This is a genomic window from Amycolatopsis tucumanensis, assembly GCF_021654135.1.
Taxonomy (GTDB): Bacteria; Actinomycetota; Actinomycetes; order Mycobacteriales; family Pseudonocardiaceae; genus Amycolatopsis_E; species Amycolatopsis_E tucumanensis.
Map to the genome: position 1 here is coordinate 66,376 of NZ_JAKGSD010000005.1, position 25,661 is coordinate 92,036.

Genomic DNA, 25,661 nt, shown 5'->3' on the forward strand with positions numbered 1-25,661 from the left:
AGTGGCGCAGTAACCCGGTGGAAGTAAGCCCTTCGACGGGATGGATCGCAGCCCTCGCTACGTTGAGTGTCGAGGAGAGAGGTGCCCGGAACAGGCTGGAGGCTGTGGTGTTCGATCCGACGGATCTCTACGAGGTGGACTCGGAGCTCCCGGAGTTGAGCGGGGCGGTGCTGTTGCACCAGCTCGACGGCTTCATGGACGCCGGCCACGCCGGCGCGCTGGTGAGCGAGCACCTCAAGGCGAACTGGGACAACCGGGTGGTTGCCCGGTTCGATGTGGACCGGCTGATCGACTACCGGGCGCGGCGGCCGGTGATGACGTTCGACACCGACCACTGGGAGAGCTACGACACACCCGAGCTGGCGGTGCGGCTGTTCCACGACGAGGTCGGCACGCCCTTCCTGTTGCTGAGCGGGCCGGAGCCGGACGGGCTGTGGGAGCGCTACGCGGCCGCGGTGCGGACGCTCGTGGAGCGCTGGGACGTGCGGATGACCGTGTCGTTCCACGGGATCCCGATGGGCGCGCCGCACACGCGCCCGCTCGGGGTGACCGCGCACGCGACGCGGCGCGAGCTGATCGGCGACTACGACCCGGTCCTCAACCGGCTGGAGGTGCCGGGCAGCGCGCTGAACCTGACGGAGTTCCGGCTCGGCGAGGCCGGGCACGACGCCGTCGGGTTCGCCGCGCACGTGCCGCACTACCTCGCGCAGTCCCGCTACCCGGCGGCGGCGCTGACCGTGCTGGGCTCGATCACCCGGCTGGCGGGGCTGTCCCTGCCGGACGAGGCGCTGCGCGCGGCTTCCCGCCGCACCGACGCGGAGATCGCCCGGCAGGTGGCCGAATCCGACGAGGTGGCCGACGTGGTGCACGCGCTGGAGCGGCAGTACGACCTGTTCGTCGAGGCGATGGACGAGAAGAAGACGCTGCTGGCCGACGAGACCGCGATGCCGACCGCGGAGGAGCTGGGCGCGGAGTTCGAACGCTTCCTGGCGGAGCAGGACCGGCGGGACTGACCCCGGCTGCGCGGGTGGCCGGCGGCGCGCCGGCCACCCACCCGCGCAGCCTGCGGCGGATTCCCGCCGGATGTCCTCAGGGGAGCCGGTGCGGCGCCCGCTTCGGCGTGTGCCGCGGCCATCCCGGGGACGGCGTGCCGGTCTTGGCGAACGACAGCCACGCCGCGCGCAGTTCGCGGCCCAGCTCGGTCAGCGCGCTCCACTCGGCGCCGGCCAGCATGGGCGCGTTCCGCCACGCCGGCTCGTCGCCCAGCAGGAACGGCAGGTCCACACAGTGCCCGGCGCCGTAGGGCGAGGACGGCGCGCCCCAGTCGAACACGTAGCTGTACACCCGCCCGCCGCGTGCGGCGAGCTGGTCGGCGAACGCCCGCGACGGCGCCGCGAACATCCACCGCGTCACACCGGCCTTCAGCGCGGCCACCCCGCGCGCGCTGACCGGGAACCGTTCCAGTTGCGCGATTCCCGGTTTGCCGGTGAGGAACGAGTTCATCTCCGCCGCCGTGGTGCCGATCAGCACGTCGACGTCCGGGGCGAACCGCGCCCGCTGCGACATCCAGTGCGCGACGCTCGGCAGCGGCGGCGCGTCGGCGACCGGGCAGAACGGCGGCACCGAGTACAGCCCGCCCGGGCCGGCGGCCTTCACGATCGTCTCGTTCTGCGCGCGCAGGACTTCCGTCACCGGGGCGGTCCGCGGATCGGCGCCCAGCGCGGCGGTGAACAACCGCGCGGTGCGCGCCGCGGTGCGGGCGCCGGCCAGCCGCAGGCCCAGCGGCGCGCTCTGCAGGATCGCCCGCCGGAACAGGCCGCGCGACTCCGGCAGCGCCATCAAGCACGCGATCGAGTGCGCGCCCGCGGACTGCCCGAACACGGTGACGTCGTCCGGGTCCCCGCCGAAGGCCGCGGCGTTCTCCCGCACCCACCGCAGCGCGGCGAGCTGGTCTTGCAGGCCGAGGTTGCCCGGCGAGACCCCGGGCAGGCGCAGGTAGCCGAGCGCGCCGAGCCGGTAGTTGGGCGCCACGAACACGACGTCGCCCTCGGTGACGAGCCGGTGTCCGCCGTAGAACCCGAACGAGTTCGCGCCGGTCACGTAGGCGCCGCCGTGCAGCCACACCATGACCGGCCGCTTGCGGTCGTCGGCGGCGGGCGTGAGAACCGTCAGGTTGAGGCAGTCCTCGTCCTGGTCCGGCACGTCCGCCGGGACGCCCATGACGCCGTCCGGCCGCACCGGCGGCTGCGGGCTGACCGGGCCGTGGCGGGTGGCGTCGCGGATGCCGGTCCACGGCTCGACGGGCTCCGGCGGGGCGAACCGGGCCGCGCGCGCGAACGGGACGCCGCGGAACTCGGCAAGGCCGTCGGCCGTGACGAATCCGCGAAGCTTGCCGCCACCGGCGGCCACCACGGTGTCCACACCACAACTGTAACCGCGGGCCGCAGTGGATGATCGCGGAGCGGATTTCGCCGCGAGCGCCTCAGGAGGGGGTGTTCAGCCCGGCCGGGGACGGTCGCCTCGGACACTCGTCCGGGCGGCGCAGGCGACCAGGTTGGCCTGGTCGCCGCTGCTGCCGCTCGGCCGCGCACCGCCGGTGTGCCCGCTCGGCTGCCGGTGCGAGAGCTCCGGCGGGCGGTGGCGGCGCGGGCCACTGGGCGGCGGATGGTCGTCTCTGGGCTGGCCGCTCGCTGGTGTCGCCCGTCTCGGGGGATCGGTGCGGCTTGGTTGCCGCTGCTGCCGCTCGGCCGCGCTCCGCCGGTGTGCCCGCTCGGCTGCCGGTGCGAGAGCTCCGGCGGGCGGTGGCGGCGCGGGCCACTGGGCGGCGGATGGTCGTCTCTGGGCTGGCCGCTCGCTGGTGTCGCCCGTCTCGGGGGATCGGTGCGGATTAGTTGCCGCTGCTGCCCCTCGCCTGTGCCGCCGTTGCGCGCGGTCGCGCGCCGCGTGGCTACGGCGCGCGGCCCTGGCGCCAGTCCACTGGGCCGGGAATGGTCGCTTCCGGAGGGGCCACCCGACGATGGCGCCCATCCGGGGCATCCGGCGGCGAGGTAGGGCAGTGCAGCTCGGCTGCCACCACGCACCGCCGTTCCGCCCGGCCGCCGGTGCGAGCCCCCCGGCGCGAGCCCACCCACTGACCACAGAACGTGCCCGGCCGCTCCGGGGCCGCCGTTCGGCCCAGTGAGGTCCTACGACTCTCGCCGCGGGGCGGGGGCGCCGCTACGGTCGCCGGAGAACTTCGCGGAGGAGGTGCTCCGATGCCGTTCACCGACCGGAGGGACGCCGGCCGTCGCCTCGGGGCGCGGCTGGTCCGGTGGCGAGGCAGCGACGCGGTGGTGCTGGGGCTGCCGCGCGGGGGCGTGCCGGTCGCGGCTGAGGTGGCGCGGGCGCTCGGCGCGCCGCTCGACGTGCTCCTGGTGCGCAAGCTCGGCCTGCCGTTCCAGCCGGAACTCGCGCTGGGCGCGATCGGCGAGGGCGGGCTGCGCCTGGTGAACCCCGTGCTGGTGCGGCGGTTCGGGATCAGCGAGGCGGAACTGGCCGCGGTGGAGGCCGCGGAACGGTCCGAACTGGACCGTCGCGCCGCGCGCTTCCGGTCCGGGCGGACGCGGACGCCGCTGGCTGGCCGGACCGCGATCGTCGTCGACGACGGGGTGGCCACCGGCTCGAGCGCGCGCGTCGCGGTGGCGGCCGCGCGGGCGGCGGGCGCGGCGTGGGTCGTGGTCGCGGTGCCGGTCGGCGCTCGCCAGGCGGTGGAGGCCCTGCGCGAGGACGCCGACGACGTGGTGTGCCTGGAGTGCCCGGCGGCGTTCACCGCGGTGGGGCAGTGGTACGAGGACTTCACGCAGACCCCGGACGAGGAGGTCGCGCGGCTGCTGGCAGGCGAAACCGGGGACCCGGATCCGGTGACGGGCGACGAGGAGGTCACCGTCTTCGCCGGGGCGGTGCCGCTCGGCGGGCGGCTGACGGTGCCGGAGCGCGCGGCGGGGATCGTCGTGTTCGCGCACGGCAGCGGCAGCGGCCGGTACAGCCCGCGGGCGCGCTCGGCCGCGGAGCCCCTGCACCGCGCCGGCATCGCCACGCTGCTGGTCGACCTGCTGACCCCGAGCGAGGAGGCCGACCGGGCACGCGTGTTCGCCGTCGAGCTGCTGGCCAGCCGGCTGGTCGAGGTGACGCGGTGGGTGCGCGCGCGGACCGGGCTGCCGGTCGGCTACTTCGGCACGGGCACCGGGGCCGCGGCGGCGCTGCTGGCGGCCACCGACTACCGGGTCGAGGTGGCGGCGGTCGTGGCGCGCGGCGGGCGGCCCGACCTCGCCGCGAAGCGCCTCGGCTGGGTCCGGACCCCGACCATGCTCATCGCGGGCGCCTTCGACACCGGTGCGCTGGAGCTGAACCGGAAGGCGCGCGCCCAGCTCCGCGGCGAGGCGCACCTCGCGGTCGTGCCCGGGGCCACGCACCTGTTCGAGGAGCCCGGCGCACTGGACGAAGCCGCGTGCCTGGCCAGGGACTGGTTCCGGAGGCACCTGACGCCGGTGACCGTCGACGGCGGCTGACCGCCCGCGCGGCGTTTCCGGCCGGGCCTGCGGGGTAGTAACGCGCTGTTCCCGATTCCGCACGCTAGGTGGTGGCCGGTGGCGCTCGACCACACCGTCCTGCTCGGCTCGGTCGTCGAGTCCACGATCGCTCCGCAGGCCGACCAGGTGGACCGCGCCGGGCGGTTCCCGCGCTCCGCGGTGACCGCGCTCGGCGAGATCGGGCTGCTGGGACTGGCCAGCGCGACTGCGGTCGGCGGCGGGGGAGCGGGTCTCGCGGAGACCGCGCGCGTGATCGAGCGGCTGGCCGGCGTGTGCGGCTCGACCGCGATGGTCCTGCTGACGCACTACGCGGCCACGGCCGTGGTGGAGGCGCACGGCCCGCCGTCGCTGCGTGGCGCCATCGCCCGCGGCGAGCACCTGGCGACGCTCGCGCTCGGCGAGCCGGGCGACCGGGGCGCCGTGACGAGGACCGGCGGCGCCGTCGTGCTGGAGGGGACCAAGACGTGGGTCACGGCGGCGGGCGAGGCGGACAGCTACGTGTGGTGCTGCGGCTCGGCGGCCGTGCTGGTCGGCGGCGACACGCCGGGCCTGCGGGCCGGCGCTCCGTTCGACGGTCTCGGTCTGCGGGGCTGCGCGGCCACGTCGATGACCGCGGACCGCGTCGAGGTCCCCGCCGACGCCGTGGTGGCCGAGGGCCTGGACCACGCGCTCCCGGTCTTCCTCGTGCTCGGCGCCGCGTTCTCGCTCGGCCTGACCGAGGCGATGCTCGCCGACACGGCCGGGCGCGTGCCGGAGAGCCGGGAGCTGGCCGCGCTGCGCGCCAGGGCCGACTTGTTGCGCGTGTTCTGCGACGACACCGTCGCGGCGGTCGCCGGAGGCCGGGGGGACGCCCGGGTGCGCGCCGCGCAGGCGAGGCTCGCCGGGGCGGAGACCGCGACCGAGATCGGCGACCGGCTGCTCCGGCTGTGCGGCTTCGCGGCCGTGCGCAAGGAGCTGGCCGTCGAGCGGCACTACCGGGACGCCCTCACCGCCAGGGTGATGACCCCCACGGGTGAGACTCTCCAGGAGTTCGGCGGGCAGGATGCCGTTGGCCAGCCACTATTCCGCTGAACCGACCGTCCACAATAGACGATCGAATTTTCCGGCCCGTTCTCCGGCGTGTCGGCTTGCGTACACTCGAACAAGTGTTCTAGTGTTCGACGCGGCCGGTCGGGGAGTGACGGGCCGCACCAGGACGACAGGGGCAGGGGAGTAGCGATGGCCTACAAGATCACGCACGTGTCACGCGCACAGGAGATCCGGTTCCCGACCCAGGCGGCGGCGGAGCACTACGCCGACCGGCTCGGCGGCGGGCTGGACAAGTGGCAGGTCCGCGAGGCCGGCGCCGAGGAGCCGGGCGCGGTGAGCATCGCGGAGCCCGCGAACCGGAACTGAGGCACATCCGGTGGGGGCCCGGCAGCCCCCACCGGACGCCGGTCAGCCCGGCGTCAGCGACCGGATCCGCTTGCCCAGCTCACGCTGGAAGAACTCCAGGAACCCGTCCGGGTCGGGCCCCGCGTTCTGCATCACCAGGTGGTCGAACCCGGCGTCGACGAACGGCTGCGCCACCTCCACGTACCGGTTGACGTCGTTGCCGCACGCGAACTTGCCCAGCACGTCCTCCTCGCGCACCGTCGCCGAGGCGGCCGCGAAGTTCACCGGGTTCGGCAGCTCGCTCATCACCTTCCACCCGGTCAGCGCCCACCGCGACGTCTCCAGCGCGGCTTGCGCGGCCGTGTGCGGGTCCTCCGCCCACGCCATCGGCACCTCCGCGTACCGCGGGCCGTCGCCGCCCGCCGCGGTGTAGTGCGAGACGACGTGCGCCTTCGGCTCGGTCGCGAACAGCCCGTCACCCAGCTCGCCCGCCAGTTCGGCCGACTCCTTGCCGCTCGCGGCGACCGCGATCGGCGGCAGCTCGTCGGGCAGGTCGAACACCCGCGCGTCGGCCAGGGTGAGGTGCTTGCCCTCGTAGGACTGGTAGCCGCCCCGCCACAGCAGCCGGATGATCTCCAGCGCCTCCCGCAGCCGCTCGTGGCGCCCGGGCACCGTCTCCGGGAAACCCGGCCCCACCACGTGCTCGTTGAGCCGCTCGCCCGCGCCGACACCGAGCGTGAACCGGCCGTCGGACACCAGCGCGAGGGTCGCCGCGGCCTGCGCGATGATCGCCGGGTGGTAGCGCACCGTCGGGCAGGTCACCCCGGTCGCCAGCCCGATCCGCTCGGTCTTCGCCGCGATCGTGCCCAGGACGGTCCACGCGAACGGCGAGTGCCCCTGGTTGTCCAGCCACGGGTGGAAGTGGTCGCTGATCTCCACGAAGTCGAAGCCCGCCTGCTCCGCGGCCGCCGCCTGCCGGACCAGCTCCTTCGGCCCGAACGCCTCGGCGGCCAGCTTGTACCCGATCCGCACGTCGATCTCCCTCCGTCCCCCGCGGCGTACCCGGGCGCGGCGCGCGGAAACGGCACGTCACCGCCAGGCGAACACGGGTTGCTCGAAGTGGGCGACACGGGTGGCGCGGCCGTACAGCGCCGCCTCCCGGAACTGGTAGAGCACCGCGGCCGTCGGCGCGTGCACGAGGTGCCCGGCCAGCGGCAGCTGGATCACCGGCCGGTCCGACTCGGGGATCGTCAGGAACCGCGGCTCGACCGCGAGGTCCGGCACGGGGATCACGTGCACGTGCGCCACCTCGTCCGGGTTCGGCCGCAGCGGCACCTCGCCGGGCAGCCGCACGACCACCGGCGTGATCACGTAACCCGAGCGGGTCGGGTAGTCGTCGAGCAGGCCGACGCAGTCCGCGCGGGTCGCGGTGACGCCGAGTTCCTCCTCCAGCTCCCGCAGCGCCGCGCCGACCGCGTCCTCGCCCGGATCGACCCGGCCGCCGGGCAGCGCGAACTGCCCGGGGTGGGCGCGCATCCCGGTCGCGCGCCGCGTCAGCCAGATCACCGGTTCGCCGCCCGACACCACGATCGCGACCGCCGCCGCGCGCCGCCCGTCCAGCGGCACGGCCACCCGCGGGAAGGTCTCGATCACGTCGGTCCGCATCCTGCCGACCCTAGCCGGAGCCGGGAACGGCCATGGGTAACCTCGGTCTCGCCCGGGACGCCGAGTGAGGAAAGGTGCCGATGACCCCGCCCCACCCGCGCACCCGGTCCATCCCCGAGAAGCGGTATCGCCCCGAGATCGAAGGCCTGCGTGCGCTCGCCTGCGTCCTGGTGGTCGTCTACCACGTGTGGCTGGGCCGGATCTCCGGCGGCGTCGACGTGTTCTTCTTCCTGACCGGCTTCCTGATCACCGGCCAGCTGTTCCGCGCCGGGCAGCGCGGCCGCATCGACGTCCGCGCGCTGTGGGGCCGCACGATCACGCGGCTGTTCCCGGCCGCGCTCACCGTGCTGCTCGTGGTGGTCGTGGCCGCCGCAATGGTGCTGCCGCAGGCCCGCTGGTTCGCCACCATCCGCGAGGTCGTCGCCGCCACGCTGTACCTGGAGAACTGGCAGCTCGCCGCGAACTCGGCGGACTACTTCGCCCGGCACAGCGACGCCAGCGTGGTGCAGCACTTCTGGTCGCTGTCCATCCAGGGCCAGTTCTACCTGGTGTGGCCGCTGCTGGTGGCCGCGCTCGCCTACGCCGCGCGCGGACGCCTGCGCGCCGCACTGACCGGCACGCTGCTGGTCCTGACCGCCGTGTCGCTGGCGTACTCGGTGTGGCTGACCGCGGCGAACCAGCCGCTGGCGTACTTCTCCGCGCTCACCAGGATCTGGGAGTTCGCGCTCGGCGGGCTGCTCGCGCTGGTCGTCGACGCGGTCACGCTGCCCCGCGCGCTGCGGATCGCGCTCGGCTGGCTGGGCGTCGCCGGGCTCGTCGCCTGCGGGCTCGTGTTGCAGGTCGGCACCGTGTTCCCGGGCTTCGCCGCGCTGTGGCCGGTCGCCTCGGCGGCGTTCGTGCTGCTCGCCGGCGCCACCGGCAGTCCCGCCGGCGCGGACCGGCTGCTGACCGCGCGGCCGCTGACCTGGCTCGGCAAGCTCAGCTTCCCGCTCTACCTGTGGCACTGGCCGGTGCTGGTGCTCTACCTGGTGCACCGCGGGCGGACCGAGGTCGGCCTGCTCGGCGGCGCGTTCGTCATCGGTCTGTCGCTCGCGCTCGCGGTGGCGACCCACCACCTGGTCGAGGCGCCGGTGCGCCGGTCCCAGCTGGCCGTGCGCGGCGCCTACCGGTTCGCCGTGCTGGCGATGATCCCCGTGCTGGCCGCCGCGGGCGCCTGGCAGATCGCCGGCCTCGCCCGGTCCGGGACGCCCGCCGCCGGTGGTCTCGACCACCCGGGCGCGCTGGCCCGCACGCCCGGTTTCGTCTACCGCGGCGCCGCCGACGTGGCGCCCGTGCCGTCGCCGGTCGAGCTGCCCGGCGACTGGGCCTGGATCGACGACTGCACCGAATCGCCGCGCGGCAGCGAACTGCTGGTGTGCGCCACGACGCCGGACGGCCCGCCGGAGAAGACCCTGGTCATCGTCGGCGACTCGCACCCCACCCAGTTCATCGCGGCGCTGGAACCGGTGGCGCAGCGGCGGAACTGGCAGCTGGTGGTGATGTCGCGGGGCGGGTGCCCGTTCTCCACCGAGTCCGAGATCGAGCCGGACGACCAGGCCTGCCGGGACTGGAACGCCGCGGCCGCCGACGAGATCCTGGACCTGCGGCCGGACGCGGTGTTCACCACCGCCACCCGGGACGTGCGGGCCGGCCTGACCGAGCGGACGCCGCCGGGGTTCGTCGCGCAGTGGCGGAAGATCGAGGCGGCCGGGATCCCGGTGCTCGCCGTGCGCGACAACCCCCGCTACGACTACGCGCCGTCGGAGTGCGTGGAGCTGCGCGGCGCGGACGCCCCCGAGTGCAACCCGCCGCGCGCCGACTTCTACGCCGACGAGCCGCCCTGGCTGTTCCTCGACGACGTTCCCCCGAACGTGTCGTTCCTGGACTTCAGCGACTACTACTGCGACGAGGCCGTCTGCCCGCCGGTGATCGGCAACGTGCTGGTCTACCTCGACGACAACCACGTCGGCGCGACCTACCTCGGCACCATGGACACGATCGTGGAACAGGCCATCGACGACGCCCTCGGGCCGCCGGACCCGGAGCCGCCCGCGCCGGCCTGATACCCACGGTTCGTAGAGCCGCGATCCGCCGTCCGGGTGGCCGAGTGCGCCCGTCCGTGTGGTGCGCGCGGCCCGGCCGCGTGATTTCATTCGGTCCAAGGTTTGATGAATCCGCGCGTGGGTAGCGACGGCGGCCGTTGACGAGACAGCGGAGGTGTCCGGGTCCTTGACCGACTCACTGGACGAGCGCACGCCGGCCACGGCCGTGCGGCTCGACGGCCCGGAAGGGCTGGCGCCGCTGCGCAGGCGGGTGCGCGCGATGCTCGCCGACTGCCCGTCGACGGTCGTGATCGACGTGGTGCTCCTCGTCGACGAGCTGGCCGCGTCGGCGTGCGCCACCGGGTTCCCGCCATTCGAAGTCCGGCTGAGCCGCACCGGGGACGTGCTGCGGGTGGAGGTCGACGGGGTGGGCGGGGCGCCGGAGCCGGGCATCGGCACCGGCGTGCTCGACGCGATCAGCACCCGGTGGGGCACCGGGCCGCGCGGGGTGCTGTGGGCCGAGCGCGAGCTGCGGGCCCGCACGCGGTTCAGCAGCCGGTGAGCGCCTCGTCGCGGGTGGTGTAGACCGGCAGCCGCTGGTCCAGACCGGTGATCGCCAGCGGCCGGGCGGTCTGCCGCGTCGGGGCGACCACCCGGATCTCGGCGTGTTCACCCGCCTGGGCGAGCGCGGCCAGGCCGGCGGAGCCGAGGAAGTCCACCCCGCCGAGGTCGACCACCACGACGCGTGGCCGGTGCGCGGTCAGTTCCTCCAGCGCGCGGTTGAGCGGAGCCGCGGTGGCCACGTCGATGTCGCCGGCGACCTTCAGCACGGCGATCCCCGGCAGGGGCCAGAACACCTGCAGCCGCAGGGCTCCGGGCGCGGCCCGTTGCGCGGGGACCCGGGCCCCGCGGCGAACGGCCGTGCTCACGGCACCGGTGGAGTTGCGCGCCGGGTGGCTCATGACTCTCCTCCCCGTCAGCCCTGTCTGGCCTGGCTTCTTCTCGTAGGGTAATCATCCCCGCACGACGAGCACCAGTTCAGAGACGGTCACGCGGCTGGGCGAAATGTCGCGTCCCGGGCGCCAGCGCGGCCGCGGCGGGCGCGAGCAGGCAGACCAGCGCGCATGCGCCGAGCACCGGCCCGGCGCCGAATTCCGCCATCGCAGGCGCGATGAGCGCGAGACCGACCGGCGCCAGACCGTAGGACAGCAGGAAGTCCAAAGCGGACACCCGGGCGAGCTTGCCGGGCTCGACCTCGCGCTGGATCGCGGTGAACCACGGGACGTTGAACAGTTCGATACCCACACCGGCGACCGCGTAGGCCGCGACGACCACCGCCGGGTGCACCGGCAGCAGCAGGCTCAGCGGGGCGACGGCGTAAGCGGCCAGTCCGGCCAGCGCCGTGCGGCCCGCCGCCCGGGGCGTCCACCGCGCGAGCAGCAGCGCGCCGCCCAGCGCGCCGAGCGTGTAGGCGGTCGTGGCGGCGGCGAGCACGGCTTCCGAGCCGTACCGGTCGCGGCTGACCAGTGGCAGTGCGACCCCGGTCGCCGAGTAGCCGGTGGCGATCACCGCGGTGAGCGCGAACAGCCCGGCGACGAACCACGGGTGGCGGCGGGCTTCGCGGATCCCGTCGGCGAACTCGGTGACGAACGAGGCGCGGGCGGTGGGGACCGCCGTGAGCGGGCGCCCGGCGGGCGGGACGAGCGCGGCGGCCAGCCACAGCAGCCCGGTGCCCCACAGCAGGGCCGGCACGGGCAGCACGGTCGCCAGCAGCGCGGTCAGGCTCGGCGCGACCAGGGTGGTCACGCGCACGGACAGCGTGATCGCGGCGTTGGCGCGCTGCCGTCCCGCCTCGGCGACCACTTCGGCGGTCAGCGCCTGGAACGCCGGGCGGCACGCGCCCTGCCCGGCCCCGGCGACCGCGGCCGCCACGACGGCCACGGCGAGGGATCCGTGCAGCCCGGCCCCGATGAGCGGGCTCGCCACGGCCGCCGCGGCCCCGGCGACGGCGACCACCCGCCGTCGCGGGAACCGGTCCGCCAGCACACCGCCGACCGGCACGGCCGCGAGGAACCCGATCGTGCGCGCGGCGAGGAGCACGCCCAGTCCGGCCGGGGTGAGCGAGGAGTCCAGGACGGCCAGGCCCAGGACGAACGGCAGCGCCCAGGTCGCCAGCCCGGAGGCCGTGGTGCCGCACCACAGGCGCAGGAACGCGGGGTCACGCAGGACGGGAGTGGTCACGGCGGGGGAGTTCCTCCTCGGTCGCGCTGGATGTCCGGCATCGGACTCTAGACGAAAATGATTATCGTTTGTAATATCGGGTCCGGTTCACGGAGAGTCAGCTGCTCGGGCCTCCGTCCTCCGCCGGTGGTAACGACAAGGGGGTACTCGTGACGGTCGCCGTGACCGGTTCGCCGCCGGCCCGTGCCGTGACGGGTGCGCTCGCGGTGCCCGTGCTGGTCGTCGTGCTCGTGGTGTCCGTCGTGGCCGGAGTCGCGTTCGGACCGACCGTGGTGCCGCTCCCGGACACCCTGCGGTACCTCGCGGCGGCGTTGACCGGCGGCGAAATCGGCGCGGACGAGGTGACCGGCTACTCGATCGTGTGGCAGGTCCGCACGCCGCGCGTGCTGCTGGCCGCCGTCGTCGGCGCCGGGCTGTCCGTGATCGGGGTGGCGGTGCAGGCGATGGTCCGCAACGCGCTCGCCGACCCGTTCGTGCTGGGCGTCTCCTCCGGCGCGTCGGTCGGCGCCAGCGCGGTGGTGTCCTTCGGGTTGTTCGGCGCGCTCGGCGTGTACGCGTTGTCGGCGGCGGCGTTCCTCGGCGCGCTCGCCGCGTCGGTGCTGGTGTACGTCGCCGCCCGTGGCCGCGCCGGGCTCACCCCGCTGCGGCTCGTGCTCACCGGTGTCGCGCTCGCCTACGGGTTCCAGGCGGTGATGAGCGTGATCGTGTTCTTCGCGCCGTTCGGCGAGGCCGCCCGCTCGGTGCTGTTCTGGCTGCTCGGCAGCCTCGGCGGGGCCACCTGGGGCGCGCTGCCGGTCGCGGTGGCCGCGGTCGCGCTGGCCGTGGTGGTGCTGCTGCGGCGCAGCCGGGCGCTGGACGTGCTGGCGCTGGGCGACGAGTCCGCCGCGAGCCTCGGTCTCGACGCCGATGCCCTGCGGCGGGAGCTGTTCCTGCTCACCGCGGTCGTGACCGGCGCGCTGGTCGCGGTCAGCGGCGCGGTCGGGTTCGTCGGTCTGGTCCTGCCGCACCTGGTGCGGATGGTGGCCGGACCGGGGCACCGGCGGGTGCTCGTGCTCGCGCCACTGGCCGGGGCGATCTTCCTGATCTGGGTCGACCTCGCCTCCCGCACCCTGTTCGCGCCGCGTGAGCTGCCGCTCGGGGTGATCACCGCGCTCATCGGGGTGCCCGTGTTCGTCGCCCTGCTGCGCGGCCGCGGCTACCTGTTCGGGGGCCGCTGATGGACCTCGCCCTCGATGCGGTCACCGTCGAGGCCGCCGGACGCAGACTGGTCGACGCGCTCAGCGTCAAGGCGGGCGACGGCGAGGTGGTCGGGCTGGTCGGCCCGAACGGCAGCGGCAAGTCCACCGCGCTGCGGTGCGTCTACCGGGCGCTGACGCCCAGCGCCGGCGCCGTCCTCGTGGGTGGCACAGACCTGAGTGGACTGTCCAACCGGGACAGCGCCCGGCTGGTCGCCGCGGTCACCCAGGAGGCGGGCACCGACCTGGACTTCACCGTCGCCGACGTGGTCGCGATGGGCCGGTTCCCGCACCACCCCGGCAACCGGGCGCTGAGCGAGCGCGAACGCGACCTCGTCCACCGCTGCCTGGAGCGGACCGGCGTCGCGCACCTGGCCGGGCGCGGCATCCTGTCGCTGTCCGGCGGCGAACGCCAGCGCGTGCTCATCGCCCGCGCCCTCGCGCAGGAACCGCGCATCCTGGTCCTCGACGAGCCGACCAACCACCTCGACGTGCGGCACCAGGTCGAACTGCTGTCGTTCCTGCGTTCCTGCGGTCTGACCGTGCTGGTCGCCCTGCACGACCTCAACCTCGCCGCGGCCACCTGCGACCGCGTGGCGGTGCTGCACGACGGGCGGCTCGCGGCCGCGGGCCCGCCCGGCGAGGTGCTCACCCCGGACCTCGTGCGCCGGGTCTTCGGCGTGACCCCGGTCCTGGTGACCCACCCGGTCACCGGGGCCCCGCAACTGCTCTGGACGTTCACCGATCGAGGAGGAAGCCCGTGAGAGGGCGTTGGACAGCCGTGCTCGTGACGGTCGCGCTGGGTCTCACCGCGTGCGGCGCCGAGGTGCGGCCCGGCGGTGACACCGGCCCGGCGCCGGTGACCGTCGAGAACTGCGGGCACGCGATCACCTACCCGCTGCCGCAGCGCGCGGTCGCCTACGACATGAGCAGCACCGAGAAGATGTTCGCGCTCGGGCTGGCCGGCCGGATGCGCGGCATCGTCATGCCGCGCACCGCCGAACCCGCGGTGGCGCGCTCGCCGTACGTCGACGACTACCGCGCGGTGGAGACGCTGAGCACCGACGTGCTCAGCTTCGAAACCGTGGTCGGCGCGCAGGCCGACTGGGTCCTGGCGGGCTGGAACTCCGGCTTCAGCGAGGCCCGCGGCATCACACCGGCCAAACTGGACGGTGTCGGCATCCGCAGCTACCAGCACACCGAGAGCTGCTTCAACTACGGCGACCGGCCGGTCAAGGTGCCGCCGCTGGAGGCGCTCTACACCGACCTGCGCCAGATCGGGCAGATCTTCCACGTCCCCGACCGGGCCGAAGCGCTCGTCGCGGACCTGCAGGCCCGCGCCGCGGCGCTGCGGGCGAACGCGCCGGCGGGGGAGCCCGCGCGGGTGTTCATCTACGACTCCGGCACCGATCAGCCGTTCACCTCCGGCAATCAGGCCGCGCCGGACACCATCGTGTCGCTGGCGGGCGGCCGCAACATCGCCGGGAACCTGGACGCCCGCTGGACCACGATCGGCTGGGAACCGGTCGTGCGGGCCCAGCCCGAGGTGATCGCCGTCGTCGACTACGGCGACCGGCCGGTCGCCGACAAGATCGCCTTCCTGAAGTCCTTCCCACCGCTCGCGGACAGCCCCGCTGTGCGGGAGAACCGCTTCCACGTGCTGGACTACGGCGAGGCCGTGAGCGGCCCGCGCAACCTCGACGCCGCCGAGAAACTGGCCGGCTACCTGCGATCGCTCGGACGCTGACGAAAGACCGGAACGGACAGCGAAATGGACACTGTGGACACCGCACTGATCGACCGGCTCCCGCCGCCCCTGCCGGCCGAGCGGATCATCGCGCTCAACCAGCCGAAGGGCGACCTGCGCACCACCCGCCCCTACACCTGGCGCGGGTGGGAGTTCACCGCGCCGCCGGGCGTGTTCCTGCCCGGCGCGACCAGCCGGATGATCCACGAACGAGTGCTGGACGGCACCATCGAGGTCCGCGGCCGCGTCTACGCCGCGATGGGCAGCGGGCTCGGCGTCGAAGCCGTCGCCGCCGGCGTGCGCGGGGCACGCGAGATCCACGCGATCGACGTGCACCCGGACAGCGTCGAAACCACGCGGCGGCACTACGAACGCATCGTGGGCACCCGGCCGGGCACCCGGTTCGTGCCGGTGGTCGCCGACCTCTTCGACGGGTTCCCGGACGGCGTGCGGCTGGACGTGATCACCTTCAACCCGCCCGCGGTGAGCCAGACGGTGAGCGACGACCCGGACGTCGTGCGCAACGTGTGCGTGGGCGCCCCGCTGCTGGAGCGGTTCTTCGCGCAGCTGGCCGGACGGCACCTGCTCGCGCCCGGCGGCGAGGTGTTCCTCATCGTGTCCAACACCGCGGACCTGCGCACGATCGTGCGGGACGCCGCCGGGCACGGCTTCGCCACCGAGGTCGCGCACCGCCACGACTGGGGGGACGGCGTGCTCACCTACCTGTTCCGGCTGGAGGCGGCGTGACCACCGTCGCCGCGCTGACCGCCGGAGTCCTCGCCGGGAAGCACGGCCCGGACCCGGCGGAGCTGACCGCCACCAGCGTCTTCTGGCTGCACCACGGCACCCGGCTGGCCGGCGGGGACGTGACCTACCGCAACTCCTACGTCCTGGTGCGGCTGGGCGCCGCGTTCGGCGCGTGCGCCTTCGAGACCGGGCAGCTGACACCGGAGGTGTGCGCCGAGTTCTCCGGGGCGCCGCTGGCGGAGTTGCTGCGCCAGGACTCCGTCCCGCTGCGGATCGCCGCGCTGGACGCCTACCTGTCGGCGGCCGCGCCGCACGAGGCGCAGCCCGTGGCGGAGCCGGTCGTCCTGCCCGCCGGCACCCCCGAGGTCCGGGCACACGCCAGGGACGCGGCGATCGCCGGGCTGCTGGACATCGCCCCCGGCGCGCGGGTCGCCCTCATCGGCGTGGTGAACCCGCTCGTCGCGGCGATCCGCGAGCGCGGCGGGACCTGCCTGCCGTGCGACCTCAACCTGCGCCGCACCCAGTGGGGTGATCCGGTGACGCCGGAAATGGGGGAGGTGCTCGGCGTGGCGGACGCGGTCGTGGCGACCGGCATGACCCTGGGCAACGGGACGTTCGACGAGATCGTCGGCCGGTGCCGGGAGCGGTCCGTGCCGCTGGTCGTCTACGCGCAGACCGGCAGCGCGGTGGCCCGCGCGTTCCTCGGTCACGGGGTCAGCGCGCTGTCCGCGGAGCCGTTCCCGTTCTCGCAGTTCAGCGCGTCGCCCACGGCGCTGTACCGGTACCGGGCGGCGGCGTGACCGCTGTGGGGCACGCGCCCGGGCACCACGGCGAGATCCTGCAGGGCGTCTTCCGCGACCGCGGCCGCCGCTGCCGCGGGCTGGTCACGCTGCCGGTGCCCGGCGCGGTGACACGCGCCGAGTTCGTTCCGGGGCCGGGCCCGCTGACGGTGACCCCGCCCGACCGTGCCAAGGCGCGGCGCGCCGCCGAACTGGCCGCCGCCGCGTGCGGCCGCCCGGCGGGCGGCTCGCTCCGGCTGGACGGCGGCCTGCCGGTCGGGCTCGGGCTCGGATCGTCCACCAGCGACATCCTGGCGACCGTCCGCGCCGTCTCCGCCGCGTTCGGGGTCGTGCTCACGCCGGAGGCCGTCGCGCGGATCGCGGTGCGGGCCGAGCGCGCCTGCGACCCCATCATGCTCGGCGGCGGCGCGGTGCTGTTCGCGCAGCGGGAAGGCCGGGTGCTGGAACGGCTCGGCCCGCGGCTCCCGCCGGTCGTCGTGGTCGGGTGCGTGACCGGCGGCGGGGCGCCGGTCGACACGCTTGCGCTGGGCGCCGTCGCCGACGTGGCCGCCTTCGAGCGGCTGCGGCAGATGCTGCGGCTGGCGATCGTGACCGGTGACGTCGCGCTGCTCGGCCGCGTGAGCACCGAAAGCGCGCGGCTGAACCAGCGCGTGCTCGTCAAGGACGAACTGCCCGAACTGGAACGGATCGCGGCCCTCACCGGCGCGGCCGGGGTGCAGGTCGCGCACAGCGGCAACGTGGCCGGCCTGCTGTTCGACCCCCGCGGCGACCCGGATCGCCTGCGCCGGTGCGTCCGCGCGCTGCGGGCCGCCGGACTGACCGCGACCCGCCTGTTCACCACGGAAGGGACGGATGCACGACCACATCGCGGAGGCGATCGCGCGGCCGGACCTGGTCCGGACCGGCGAGCAGCTGGTCTGCCTGCGGTTTGAGACGATGAAGGTGGTCTCCGCGCTGGAGGCCGTGCGGCACCTGCTGCGCACCGGCGTGATCGCCCCCGGCGACACCCTGGTGGACAGCTCCAGCGGGATCTACGCCTACGCGCTCGCGCTGGCGTGCCACCGGTTCGGCCTGCGCTGCCACATCGTCGGATCGACCACAGTGGACCACACGCTGCGCACGCAGCTGGCGGTGCTGGGCGCGACGCTCGAGCAGATGCCGCCGGAGGCCGACCTCAAGCTGGACCAGAACCGGCGGGTGCGGCGGATCGGGGAGATCCTGCGCGCACACCCGGACTGGCACTGGATGCGGCAGTACCACGACCGCGTCCACTACCTCGGGTACCGGGCGGTGGCCCGGCAGATCGCCCGCGAGCTGGACCCGTCCCGGCTGATCGTGGTGGGCGGCGTCGGATCGGGCGCCTCCACCGGGGCGCTCGCGACCTGGCTGCGGACCACCGCGCCCGGCGTGGGGCTGGTCGGGGTGCAGCCGTTCGGCAGCGTCACGTTCGGCAGCGAGCACGTCGCCGATCCGGACATCATCATCGCCGGGATCGGCAGCTCCATCCCGTTCGGCAACGTCGCGCACGAGCTGTACGACACGATCCACTGGGTCGGGTTCGGCGCGGCGCTGTCCGGGAGCGTCGACCTGTTGCGCAGGCACGCGATCTTCGCCGGGCTCTCCACCGGAGCCGCCTACCTCGCCGCGCGCTGGGAACGGGACCGGTCCGACCGCACGGTGCTGTTCATCGCCGCGGACACCGGGCACCGGTACGTGGACACGGTGTTCGCGCGCCACGCCGAAGCGGTCGCGGTGACGTCACTGGCGCCCGTCGAGCCCGCGACCCGGGCCGGTCTGGCGCTGCCGTGGTCCCGGATGCCGTGGCCGGCACCCTGAGGTCAGGCCGGCACCCGCACCCCGACGAAGTCGATCTCGCGGCGCAGCCGGAAGCCCAGTGCGGTGTAGAGGCGGATGGCGCTGGTGTTGTCCGCCGCGGCGTGCAGGAACGGCGTTTCGCCGCGCTCGCGGATCCCGTGCGCCACCGCGAGCACCAGCCGCGTGCCCAGCCCCTGCCCGCGGAACTCCGCGTCCGTGCAGACCGCGCTGATCTCGGTGAACCCGGGCGGGTGCATGCGCTCCCCGGCCATCGCGACCAGCCGCCCCTCGTGGCGGAACCCGAGGTAGGTGCCCAGTTCCACGGTGCGCGGCAGGAACGGCCCCGGCCGGGTCCGCTCGGCCAGCGCGAGCATCTCGGGCACGTCGGCCGCGGTCAGCCGCACCGCCTCCGGATCCGGCGCGGTGTCGGCCGATTCGGCGACCATCTGCACGCCCGGCACGCCGAATTCCACGGCCCAGTCCGCGGGCGGCGGCAGCGGCGGCCCCGGCAGCGCCAGCACCCCGCCCGGCCCGGCCAGCTCCGCCAGGTCCTTCCAGGCCGTTTCGTCCGCGTCGTCCGGCATGCCCGCCCATGGCGAGACCTCCGGGTCGTACCGCACGGCGGTTCCGTGCGATTCGGCGAACCGGGCGTGCGGACCGGTCAGCGACGCGAAGGCCGGGTTGTCCAGAACAGAACTCACGACCCGACGTTACCGGTCAGCCGCCCGGCACCGGTTCCACACGTGAGCGGGGACGCACCGGGAAGCCGGCGGCGCGGTAGCACTCGTCGATCAACGTCATCGTGGCGACGGCGTCGGCGAGGTCGTTGCGCAGCGGCGCGCCGTCGCGGACGTGCGCCGCGAAGGCCTCCAGCTGGTAGGAGTACGACGGACGGCGGCCCAGGTGCTCGACCCGGTCGCCGACCAGGACCCGGTCGTCGGTGTCCGGGCGCACGAAGTTCACCGCGGTCGCCTCGCCACGCGTGCCGGTCAGCCGCAGGCGGAAGCGGACCTCCGCGGCGGCCATGTCGCACCGCACGATGCCGGTCGCGCCACCGGGGAACGCCAGCCGCGCGTCCACCGCCTGGTCCACCCCGGGCCGCCGCGCCGTCCCGGTCGCCGACTCCAGCACCGGTTCGCCGCCCGCCCACGGCGCGAGACCGCGCAGCGCGTGCAAGCCGTAGCAGCCCACGTCCATCAGCGCCCCGCCCGCCAGCTCGAACGACCACCGGGGATCGCCGTCGGCGGGCGCGGGGATGAGCAGTTCGGCCTCGGCGGCGCGGAGTTCGCCCAGTTCGCCGGAGGCCAAGAGTTCGTGCAGCCGCAGCAGGACCGGGTGGTAGAGGTAGTGGAAGGCCTCCATGACCCGCACCCCGGCCGCCTCGGCCGCGGCGGCCACCTCGCCGGCCTCCTCGGCGTTGGCGGCGAACGGTTTCTCGCTCAGCACGTGCTTCCCGGCGCGCACCGCCGCGAGGTTCCACGGCCCGTGCAGCCCGTTCGGCAGCGGGTTGTACACCACGTCGATCTCGTCGTCGGCGAGCAGCTCGGCGTAGCCGGCGGCGACCCGTTCCACCCCGTGCTCGGCGGCGAACGCCTCGGCGCGGCCGCGGTCCCGCGCGGCGACGGCGACCAGCCGGTGCCCGGTCTCGCGGGCCGGCGCGGCGATGGCGGTCCCGGCGATGCGGGCCGCGCCCAGAATGCCGATGCGAAGTGGTTCCACCGGGAAAGCCCCCAGATCCGTTGCTGCGCGGACGTCCGCCGCACAGCCTAGCGTTGGGGCATGGCTCGCACCCGCGTGTACCGCCACGGAGTTCTCGAAGCCGAGAACTTCCCGGCGGCCGAACTGTCCGACCACCTCCAGGACCCGGCGGCGGTGGTGTGGCTCGACTTCGTCAAGCCCACCGAAGCCGACCTCGCCACGATCAGCGAGGAGCTCGGCCTGCACCGCCTCGCCGTCGAGGACGCCGTGCACGAGCACCAGCGGCCCAAGCTCGACCGGTACGAGACTCACGCGTTCCTCACCGCCTACGCCGTGCGGCTGGACACCGCGACCGGCGTGCTGACCGACAGCGAGCTGGCGGCGTTCCTCACCGACCGCGCGCTGGTGACGGTCCGCAAGGACGAGCACTTCGACATCGAGGCGGTCGTGCAGCGCTGGGACGCCTCCGCCGACCTCGCCAAGGGCGGGACCGGTTTCCTCGTGCACGGCCTGCTCGACTACATCGTGGACACCCACTTCGACGCGGTGCAGGCGATGGACGACCAGATCGAGTCGCTCGAGGACGGGGTGTTCGCCGAGCACGTCGACCACACCGACATGCAGCGCCGATCGCTGCGGCTGCGCAAGAGCCTGGTGTCGCTGCGCCGGGTCGTGCTGCCGATGCGCGAGGTGGTGAACTCGCTGATGCGCCGCGACCACCACCTCGTCGACGAGACGCTGATGCCCTACTTCCAGGACGTCTACGACCACGTGCTGCGCGCGTCGGAGTGGACGGAGTCGTTGCGGGACCTCGTCACCACGATCCGCGAGACGCAGCTGAGCCTGCAGGGCAACCGGCTCAACCTGATCATGAAGAAGGTGACCAGCTGGGCGGCGATCATCGCGGTGCCGACGGCGATCACCGGCTTCTACGGGCAGAACGTGCCCTACCCGGGATTCGAGCGGCCGTGGGGGTTCTGGCTCTCCACCGCGGTGATCCTGGCGCTGTCCGGCGCGCTGTACGCGATGTTCAAGCGGCGCGACTGGCTGTGACGCCTCACGCCGGGCGCAGCGCCTGCGCGAGGGTGGGGTAGAGGTCGAGCACGTCGGCGAGCCTGGTGAGGCGCAACGGTTTGACGGTGCCGCGCCCCTGCGCGACGAAGCGCACGTCGGCGTTCCCGGCGAGGTCCTGGATCTCCAGCAGCAGGTGCATCCCGGCCGAGCCGAGGAACGTCACGCCGGACAGGTCGACGACCAGCACCGCGGGCGCGCCGGTCAGCACGCCGCGCATGATCGCGCGCAGCCGCGGCACGGTGGAGGCGTCGAGCTCGCCGGAGGTCTGCACGACGAGGGCGGCCTCCCGCTCCTGAACCGTGACGGCGAAGGGAGCGCCGGGGCCGGGCTGAGGGCTGCCGGGGGACTGCATCGCCTTCATGGTGACACGGCGGCACCGGGAAATCGATCCGGTCGTTTCAGAACACGGCGATCTCGGCGCCCACCGGCAGGGCGTCGTAGAAGAGGGCCGCGTCCCTGGCCGACAGATGGACGCACCCGTGCGACGGGGCGTCGAGGCTGCCCTCGTGCAGGGCGATCCCGCCGGGGGCGAAGAACACCGAGCGGTTCATCGGGTCGCCGAACTCGGCGCTGGTGTGCTCGGCGTCCTTCCACTCGACGCGGAAGACGCCGCGCGGGGTGGCGACGGAGTCCGGGGCGTCGGCGGCGCCGGGCATGATCGGGACGGGGCCGTGCGTGATCTCGCCGTCGTGCTGGAGCCAGCTCACGCGCCGCTCCTCGTCGACGCAGGCGCGCGCGGTGTCCGGGCAGAGTTCGGTGCGCGGGGCTGGCGCGGCGGCGCTGGACAGCGGCATCGGCGGCGGAACCGGGCGGGGCGCGGGCGCGGCGGCGGTTTCGGCCGGCGCGGCTTCCAGAACGGCCCACCCGGCGACGAGGGCGAGCGCGGCGAGGGTGGTCAAGCAGGCCTGGCGCTGAAGACCGGAGGAAGTGGAGCGAAGCGGTGCCACGGCCGCACCCTAGCGGTGCTGAACCGGTCCGGTCGCCGGATTCCGGCGGGTTTCCACGACTTCGGGTGAATGATCCCCGGGGAAGGTTTGACGCGGCGAGAAGGGGTGGCGGCATGGGGCTCGATCTGGTGGCGGGCTGGCGCGAGCTCGGGCTGGCCGAGGGGACGGCGGTGATCGTGCACGCGTCGCTGTCCAGCCTGGGGCCGGTCCCCGGCGGCGCCCGTGTCGTGGTCGCGAGCCTGGTGGCGGCGGCCGGGCAGGCGGGAACGGTGGCCGCTCCGGCGTTCACGCCGCGGATCGCCGACCCGGACCCGGACCACCGCGGGGCGCCGGACACCGCGATCCGCGCCCGGCGCGACGCGGTGCCGTTGTTCGACGCCGGGACGCCCTCGGAGATGGGGGCGGTCGCGGAGGCGGTGCGGCAGTGGCCCGGCGCGGTGCGCAGCCGGCATCCGCAGGCCTCGGTGGCGGCGATCGGCGCGCACGCCCGGGAGGTCGTCGCCGCGCAACCGCTGGGTTTCGCCCTCGGCGCGGGCTCGCCGTTTTCGAAGCTGTACGACCTGGACGCGTCGATCCTGCTGATCGGCGTGGGGCACGACCGCAACAGCTTCCTGCACCACGCGGAGACCCTGGCGCGGCATCGGCGGCTGAAGGTGCGCCGGTTCCCGCGGCTGGTGGACGGCGAGCGGATCTGGTGCGAAACGCTGGACGTGGCCAACGACAACGGCACGCTGTTCCCGGTGGTGGGGCGCGAGTTCGAGCGCGTGCACGGGGTGCGGGAGGCGGAGGTGGGCCGGGCGCGGTGCCGTCTCCTCCCGGCGCGGCCGCTGGTGGATTTCGCCGTGCGGCGGCTGGACGAGCTGCTGGGGCGGTCACACTGACCGGCGCCGATCCGTCAGGGAATCATGACCACACGGATGAAGAACCCGGCGTACGTGCTGCCGGAGGCGATGAAGGGCATCGGCGGGCTGATGAAGGCCATCGAGGCGAGCGGGCTGCCCGCGGGGGTGCGGGAGTTCGCCGGGCTGCGGGTCAGCCAGATCAACGGCTGCGCGGCGTGCGTGCACGGGCACGTCGAGGAGGCGCGGAAGGCGGGGGAGAGCGAGGAGCGCATCCACAACGTCGCGGCCTGGCGGGAGGCCCCGTTCTACAGCGACGCCGAGCGGGCCGCCCTGGCGCTGGCCGAAACCGCGACGCGCCTGTCGGACCGCACCGGCGACGGCGTGCCGGACCCCGTCTGGGACGACGCCGCCGACCACTTCGACGAGCGGGAGCTGTCCGGGCTGATCCTGACGATCGCGCTGACCAACCTGTTCAACCGGATCAACGTGACGATCAGGGAGCCGGCCGGAACGCGGTGGTGAGGCGGCGGGCCCGGCATCGGTGTCGGTGCCGGGCTCACGCGCTCGGCTCTCGGCGGGCGGCGCGGCGATGGGGTGATGCCGCATCACGCCGGAGGTCAATTCGTCGGCGAGGCAGGGCCTTTGCCCGATTGGCTCCCGGCGAGCCGCGCCGCCGATGGGGGCCACACCGGAGCTGACTCCGGCGGCGGGCGGCCGTCAGGGGTGGTGCCCGCCGTCGGCCCGATCAGCTCCCGGCGAGCCGCCGCCGATGGGGGAGGCGGCCCCCGGCGCCTGGCTTCCGGTGCCGCTACTGGGCTTCGCCGGTCAGGTCGGGTGCGAACTGGGCCATCGAGATCTGCGCGGCGCCCGCGATCTCCTCCGCGGTGGCCGTGCCGGAGTCCTCCACCACCGTGCTCCACTCGGTCACCGAACCGGCGCAGAACTCCTGCGCCTCGCGGGAACTCGCGGCCGCCACGGGGTCCTCGGGCGCCTCCCCGGCGAAGTACAGCGCCAGTGCCATCAGCGCACCGTCCCAGCCGGGGCCCACGAACAACGCTCCCGCGCCGCTCTGGGCGATCTCGATCGGCACCGTGTGCTCCAGCTCGAGCTCGGTGCTCTCGCCGTCGCCGGTCAGGCGCACCTCCACCACGCTGGTCGGCCCGCCGAAGGTCACTCTCAGCAGCCGGGGCGCGTCGCAGGTCAGGATGTCGCCGCCGGCGTTGCCCTCCAGCTGGAACGAGCCGCCCTCACGCAGGTCGCCGGTCAGCGGCATGAACCAGCGGCGCACCCGCGCCGGGTCGGTCACGGCGTCCCACACGTCCTCGACGGTGGCGTCGTAGCGGCGCCGCACCAGGACGGTGACCGTCTCGCCCCCGGTCGTCGTGCCGCGGCGGACCTCACGGTGGATCGCCTTCAGGTGGTTCGCGATGTCGCGCATGGTCCTTCTCCTGCCTGAGTCGTCGTTCCCGCTTGCCGCGGGCCAGTTCGGTGGCGAGCGCGTCGAGGGGCTGGTCCCAGATGTGGCGGAACCGCTCCAGCCACTCCCCGGCCTCCCGCAGCGGCTCGGAGTTCACCGCGTACAGCCGGCGCGTCCCGGCCACGTGCACAGTCGTGAAACCGCTTTCCCGCAGCACGCGCAGGTGCTGGGAGACGCCCGGCTGGGAGATGCCGAACTCCTCCCGGATGGCCGCGGCGATCGCCCCCGACGGCTGTTCCCCGTCGGCCAGGAGCTCCAGGATCCGCCGGCGAACCGGGTCGCCCAGTACATCGAACGCGTGCACACGCCCAGTCTGTCAGTCCCGGATTATATAAGTCAATACTTAAGATTGTCGGACCCGGGGGTACCGGACAAACTGGGCCGGAGACGGCACAGCACCACGGAGGAGGTCCGCGGATGAGACGCGTCTGCACACTGGTCCTGTCCCTGCTGGCGATCGGCGCCCTGTCGGTGGCGCCGGCGACGGCCCGGCCCGGGGCGTTCCCCGCCGAACTGGCCCTGCCAGCCGGGTTCCAGCCGGAAGGCATCGCGATCGGCGCCTGGCCGACCGCCTACTTCGGCTCCCGCGTGGACGGCCGCATCCAGCAGGTCGACCTCCGCACCGGCCGGGGAAGCCTCCTGTCGCCGGGGCCGGGCACGCCCTCGCTGGGCATCAAGGTCGACTCGCGGCACGCCCGGCTGTTCGTCGCGGGCGGCACGGGCGGCGACGCCCGCGTGATCGACGCCCGCACCGGCGCGGTCCTCGCGAGCTACCGGTTCCAGACCACCGACACGTTCGTCAACGACCTGGTGATCACCAAGGACGCCGTGTGGTTCACCGACTCCCGCCGCCCGGTGCTCTACAAGCTGCCGCTCGGCCGGAACGGCGAACTCCCCGCCGAAGCGGTCCACGTGCCGCTCACCGGGGACCTCGCGGTCGTGGCGGGCGAGACCAACCTCAACGGCATCGTCACCACACCCGACCGCAAGGCCCTGATCGCCGGGCAGTCCAACACGGGCCTGCTGTTCCGCATCGACCCGGCCACCGGTGTCACCACCCAGGTCGACGTGGCCGCCCTGCCGAACAACGACGGCCTGCTGCGCGAGGGCCGCACCCTGTACGCGGTGCAGAACCGCCTGAACCTGCTGGCCAAGCTGGAGCTGTCCGCCGACGGCACCAGCGCCCGCCTCGTCGAACAGCGGAGCGACCCGCGCTTCGACGTCCCGGCCACCGTCGCCGAGTGGGGCAAGCGCTTCTACCTCGTCAACGCCCGCTTCACCACGCCACCGACGCCGGAGACCACCTACAACGCCGTGGCGGTCGAAAAGTTCTGACTCCCGGCGCGGGCG

At 74.2% G+C, this 25,661-nt stretch carries 28 protein-coding genes; 17 read left to right on the forward strand and 11 right to left on the reverse strand.

Going from position 1 to position 25,661, the window contains the following annotated elements; genetic code table 11:
• Positions 1 to 104: 104 nt before the first annotated feature.
• Positions 105 to 1,013 (forward strand): proteasome assembly chaperone family protein, encoded by a 909-nt coding sequence (locus tag L2C96_RS07820; RefSeq protein ID WP_020420677.1) that lies wholly within the window; start codon positions 105 to 107, stop codon positions 1,011 to 1,013.
• A gap of 76 nt (positions 1,014 to 1,089) precedes the next feature.
• Here the strand turns inward: L2C96_RS07820 and L2C96_RS07825 are convergent, their stop codons facing one another.
• Entirely contained in the window at positions 1,090 to 2,421 is a 1,332-nt protein-coding gene (locus L2C96_RS07825; protein ID WP_237335685.1) for a carboxylesterase/lipase family protein, read from the reverse strand.
• A gap of 833 nt (positions 2,422 to 3,254) precedes the next feature.
• Here L2C96_RS07825 and L2C96_RS07830 point away from each other — a divergent pair.
• The 3 genes from L2C96_RS07830 to L2C96_RS07840 all read left to right on the forward strand — a co-directional run bounded on the left by L2C96_RS07830 (position 3,255) and on the right by L2C96_RS07840 (position 5,963).
• Positions 3,255 to 4,547, forward strand: a complete 1,293-nt coding sequence (locus tag L2C96_RS07830; protein WP_237335686.1) for a phosphoribosyltransferase family protein — start codon at positions 3,255 to 3,257, stop codon at positions 4,545 to 4,547.
• 78 nt (positions 4,548 to 4,625) lie between these two features.
• A complete protein-coding gene (locus tag L2C96_RS07835; RefSeq protein ID WP_237335687.1) occupies positions 4,626 to 5,639 on the forward strand; it encodes an acyl-CoA dehydrogenase family protein in 1,014 nt (337 codons plus the stop codon).
• Between the two features lie 147 nt (positions 5,640 to 5,786).
• Positions 5,787 to 5,963 carry a hypothetical protein gene (locus L2C96_RS07840; protein WP_020420673.1) on the forward strand — a complete coding sequence of 59 codons (177 nt, stop codon included), beginning with the start codon at positions 5,787 to 5,789 and terminating at the stop codon, positions 5,961 to 5,963.
• Positions 5,964 to 6,005: 42 nt separating this feature from the next.
• Here L2C96_RS07840 and L2C96_RS07845 read toward each other — a convergent pair whose 3' ends face one another.
• Entirely contained in the window at positions 6,006 to 6,974 is a 969-nt protein-coding gene (locus L2C96_RS07845) for a TIGR03557 family F420-dependent LLM class oxidoreductase (RefSeq protein WP_237335688.1), read from the reverse strand.
• 57 nt (positions 6,975 to 7,031) lie between these two features.
• Complete coding sequence (locus L2C96_RS07850; protein WP_039791774.1) at positions 7,032 to 7,607, reverse strand: NUDIX hydrolase; 576 nt, start codon at positions 7,605 to 7,607, stop codon at positions 7,032 to 7,034.
• Between the two features lie 80 nt (positions 7,608 to 7,687).
• Between L2C96_RS07850 and L2C96_RS07855 the strand changes: the two genes are divergently transcribed.
• Positions 7,688 to 9,709 carry an acyltransferase family protein gene (locus L2C96_RS07855; protein ID WP_237335689.1) on the forward strand — a complete coding sequence of 674 codons (2,022 nt, stop codon included), beginning with the start codon at positions 7,688 to 7,690 and terminating at the stop codon, positions 9,707 to 9,709.
• A gap of 166 nt (positions 9,710 to 9,875) precedes the next feature.
• The gene (locus tag L2C96_RS07860) at positions 9,876 to 10,250 is read left to right on the forward strand and encodes a hypothetical protein (RefSeq protein WP_235716228.1); all 375 of its coding nucleotides are present in this window, start codon (positions 9,876 to 9,878) and stop codon (positions 10,248 to 10,250) included.
• Here L2C96_RS07860 and L2C96_RS07865 read toward each other — a convergent pair.
• Both L2C96_RS07865 and L2C96_RS07870 read right to left on the reverse strand, forming a co-directional pair.
• Positions 10,237 to 10,650 carry an anti-sigma factor antagonist gene (locus tag L2C96_RS07865; protein ID WP_020420668.1) on the reverse strand — a complete coding sequence of 138 codons (414 nt, stop codon included), beginning with the start codon at positions 10,648 to 10,650 and terminating at the stop codon, positions 10,237 to 10,239. The two genes, L2C96_RS07860 and L2C96_RS07865, sit on opposite strands and share 14 nt — an antisense overlap.
• Before the next feature lie 76 nt (positions 10,651 to 10,726).
• The gene (locus tag L2C96_RS07870) at positions 10,727 to 11,929 is read right to left on the reverse strand and encodes an MFS transporter (protein ID WP_237335690.1); all 1,203 of its coding nucleotides are present in this window, start codon (positions 11,927 to 11,929) and stop codon (positions 10,727 to 10,729) included.
• A gap of 149 nt (positions 11,930 to 12,078) precedes the next feature.
• On the opposite strand from L2C96_RS07870, the gene L2C96_RS07875 reads away from it, so the two are divergent.
• From L2C96_RS07875 to L2C96_RS07905, 7 genes are read left to right on the forward strand one after another with little or no spacing between them, the layout of a single operon-like run.
• Positions 12,079 to 13,146, forward strand: a complete 1,068-nt coding sequence (locus tag L2C96_RS07875) for a FecCD family ABC transporter permease (RefSeq protein ID WP_020420666.1) — start codon at positions 12,079 to 12,081, stop codon at positions 13,144 to 13,146.
• Positions 13,146 to 13,928, forward strand: a complete 783-nt coding sequence (locus L2C96_RS07880) for an ABC transporter ATP-binding protein (RefSeq protein WP_237335691.1) — start codon at positions 13,146 to 13,148, stop codon at positions 13,926 to 13,928. The genes L2C96_RS07875 and L2C96_RS07880 overlap by 1 nt, the downstream gene beginning before the upstream one ends.
• Complete coding sequence (locus tag L2C96_RS07885) at positions 13,925 to 14,911, forward strand: ABC transporter substrate-binding protein (RefSeq protein ID WP_486303670.1); 987 nt, start codon at positions 13,925 to 13,927, stop codon at positions 14,909 to 14,911. Before L2C96_RS07880 ends, L2C96_RS07885 begins: the two co-directional genes overlap by 4 nt.
• A gap of 24 nt (positions 14,912 to 14,935) precedes the next feature.
• On the forward strand, positions 14,936 to 15,658 hold the full coding sequence (locus L2C96_RS07890) for a class I SAM-dependent methyltransferase (RefSeq protein ID WP_237335692.1): 723 nt from the start codon (positions 14,936 to 14,938) through the stop codon (positions 15,656 to 15,658).
• Entirely contained in the window at positions 15,655 to 16,458 is an 804-nt protein-coding gene (locus L2C96_RS07895; protein ID WP_237335693.1) for a Rossmann-like domain-containing protein, read from the forward strand. Before L2C96_RS07890 ends, L2C96_RS07895 begins: the two co-directional genes overlap by 4 nt.
• Positions 16,455 to 17,390: a GHMP family kinase ATP-binding protein gene (locus tag L2C96_RS07900; protein ID WP_237335694.1), complete on the forward strand. Its 936-nt coding sequence runs from the start codon at positions 16,455 to 16,457 to the stop codon at positions 17,388 to 17,390. Before L2C96_RS07895 ends, L2C96_RS07900 begins: the two co-directional genes overlap by 4 nt.
• On the forward strand, positions 17,311 to 18,294 hold the full coding sequence (locus L2C96_RS07905; RefSeq protein WP_237335695.1) for a pyridoxal-phosphate dependent enzyme: 984 nt from the start codon (positions 17,311 to 17,313) through the stop codon (positions 18,292 to 18,294). Before L2C96_RS07900 ends, L2C96_RS07905 begins: the two co-directional genes overlap by 80 nt.
• 2 nt (positions 18,295 to 18,296) lie before the next feature.
• Here the strand turns inward: L2C96_RS07905 and L2C96_RS07910 are convergent, their stop codons facing one another.
• Entirely contained in the window at positions 18,297 to 18,974 is a 678-nt protein-coding gene (locus L2C96_RS07910; protein ID WP_237335696.1) for a GNAT family N-acetyltransferase, read from the reverse strand.
• Between the two features lie 16 nt (positions 18,975 to 18,990).
• Positions 18,991 to 19,992, reverse strand: coding sequence for a Gfo/Idh/MocA family protein (locus tag L2C96_RS07915; RefSeq protein WP_237335697.1), 1,002 nt, complete (start codon positions 19,990 to 19,992; stop codon positions 18,991 to 18,993).
• A gap of 60 nt (positions 19,993 to 20,052) precedes the next feature.
• Here L2C96_RS07915 and corA point away from each other — a divergent pair, with 60 nt between their 5' ends.
• Positions 20,053 to 21,024 carry a magnesium/cobalt transporter CorA gene (corA, locus tag L2C96_RS07920; protein ID WP_237335698.1) on the forward strand — a complete coding sequence of 324 codons (972 nt, stop codon included), beginning with the start codon at positions 20,053 to 20,055 and terminating at the stop codon, positions 21,022 to 21,024.
• Positions 21,025 to 21,028: 4 nt separating this feature from the next.
• Here the strand turns inward: corA and L2C96_RS07925 are convergent, their stop codons facing one another.
• Both L2C96_RS07925 and L2C96_RS07930 read right to left on the reverse strand, forming a co-directional pair.
• Positions 21,029 to 21,397 carry an STAS domain-containing protein gene (locus L2C96_RS07925; protein WP_237335699.1) on the reverse strand — a complete coding sequence of 123 codons (369 nt, stop codon included), beginning with the start codon at positions 21,395 to 21,397 and terminating at the stop codon, positions 21,029 to 21,031.
• Positions 21,398 to 21,443: 46 nt separating this feature from the next.
• On the reverse strand, positions 21,444 to 21,992 hold the full coding sequence (locus tag L2C96_RS07930) for a L,D-transpeptidase (protein WP_237335700.1): 549 nt from the start codon (positions 21,990 to 21,992) through the stop codon (positions 21,444 to 21,446).
• Positions 21,993 to 22,105: 113 nt separating this feature from the next.
• Between L2C96_RS07930 and L2C96_RS07935 the strand changes: the two genes are divergently transcribed.
• Both L2C96_RS07935 and L2C96_RS07940 read left to right on the forward strand, forming a co-directional pair.
• A complete protein-coding gene (locus L2C96_RS07935; protein WP_237335701.1) occupies positions 22,106 to 22,873 on the forward strand; it encodes an AAC(3) family N-acetyltransferase in 768 nt (255 codons plus the stop codon).
• 24 nt (positions 22,874 to 22,897) lie between these two features.
• Positions 22,898 to 23,356, forward strand: coding sequence for a carboxymuconolactone decarboxylase family protein (locus tag L2C96_RS07940; RefSeq protein ID WP_237335702.1), 459 nt, complete (start codon positions 22,898 to 22,900; stop codon positions 23,354 to 23,356).
• A gap of 286 nt (positions 23,357 to 23,642) precedes the next feature.
• Here L2C96_RS07940 and L2C96_RS07945 read toward each other — a convergent pair whose 3' ends face one another.
• Together L2C96_RS07945 and L2C96_RS07950 are read right to left on the reverse strand one after the other, a co-directional pair.
• Positions 23,643 to 24,272: an SRPBCC family protein gene (locus L2C96_RS07945; protein WP_237335703.1), complete on the reverse strand. Its 630-nt coding sequence runs from the start codon at positions 24,270 to 24,272 to the stop codon at positions 23,643 to 23,645.
• Positions 24,232 to 24,615 carry an ArsR/SmtB family transcription factor gene (locus tag L2C96_RS07950; protein ID WP_237335704.1) on the reverse strand — a complete coding sequence of 128 codons (384 nt, stop codon included), beginning with the start codon at positions 24,613 to 24,615 and terminating at the stop codon, positions 24,232 to 24,234. Before L2C96_RS07950 ends, L2C96_RS07945 begins: the two co-directional genes overlap by 41 nt.
• A gap of 113 nt (positions 24,616 to 24,728) precedes the next feature.
• Here L2C96_RS07950 and L2C96_RS07955 point away from each other — a divergent pair, with 113 nt between their 5' ends.
• A complete protein-coding gene (locus L2C96_RS07955; RefSeq protein WP_237335705.1) occupies positions 24,729 to 25,646 on the forward strand; it encodes an NHL repeat-containing protein in 918 nt (305 codons plus the stop codon).
• The last annotated feature ends 15 nt before the right edge of the window (positions 25,647 to 25,661 follow it).

Bases quoted from the DNA above. Each gene is read 5' to 3' on its own strand.
- L2C96_RS07830 (WP_237335686.1), top strand. From the start codon at position 3,255: ATGCCGTTCACCGACCGGAGGGACGCCGGCCGTCGCCTCGGGGCGCGG.
- L2C96_RS07880 (WP_237335691.1), top strand. From the start codon at position 13,146: ATGGACCTCGCCCTCGATGCGGTCACCGTCGAGGCCGCCGGACGCAGA.
- L2C96_RS07850 (WP_039791774.1), bottom strand. From the start codon at position 7,607: ATGCGGACCGACGTGATCGAGACCTTCCCGCGGGTGGCCGTGCCGCTG.
- L2C96_RS07925 (WP_237335699.1), bottom strand. From the start codon at position 21,397: ATGCAGTCCCCCGGCAGCCCTCAGCCCGGCCCCGGCGCTCCCTTCGCC.
- L2C96_RS07840 (WP_020420673.1), top strand. From the start codon at position 5,787: ATGGCCTACAAGATCACGCACGTGTCACGCGCACAGGAGATCCGGTTC.
- L2C96_RS07890 (WP_237335692.1), top strand. From the start codon at position 14,936: ATGGACACTGTGGACACCGCACTGATCGACCGGCTCCCGCCGCCCCTG.
- corA (WP_237335698.1), top strand. From the start codon at position 20,053: ATGGCTCGCACCCGCGTGTACCGCCACGGAGTTCTCGAAGCCGAGAAC.
- L2C96_RS07945 (WP_237335703.1), bottom strand. From the start codon at position 24,272: ATGCGCGACATCGCGAACCACCTGAAGGCGATCCACCGTGAGGTCCGC.
- L2C96_RS07865 (WP_020420668.1), bottom strand. From the start codon at position 10,650: ATGAGCCACCCGGCGCGCAACTCCACCGGTGCCGTGAGCACGGCCGTT.
- L2C96_RS07955 (WP_237335705.1), top strand. From the start codon at position 24,729: ATGAGACGCGTCTGCACACTGGTCCTGTCCCTGCTGGCGATCGGCGCC.
- L2C96_RS07905 (WP_237335695.1), top strand. From the start codon at position 17,311: ATGCACGACCACATCGCGGAGGCGATCGCGCGGCCGGACCTGGTCCGG.
- L2C96_RS07935 (WP_237335701.1), top strand. From the start codon at position 22,106: ATGGGGCTCGATCTGGTGGCGGGCTGGCGCGAGCTCGGGCTGGCCGAG.
- L2C96_RS07940 (WP_237335702.1), top strand. From the start codon at position 22,898: ATGACCACACGGATGAAGAACCCGGCGTACGTGCTGCCGGAGGCGATG.
- L2C96_RS07855 (WP_237335689.1), top strand. From the start codon at position 7,688: ATGACCCCGCCCCACCCGCGCACCCGGTCCATCCCCGAGAAGCGGTAT.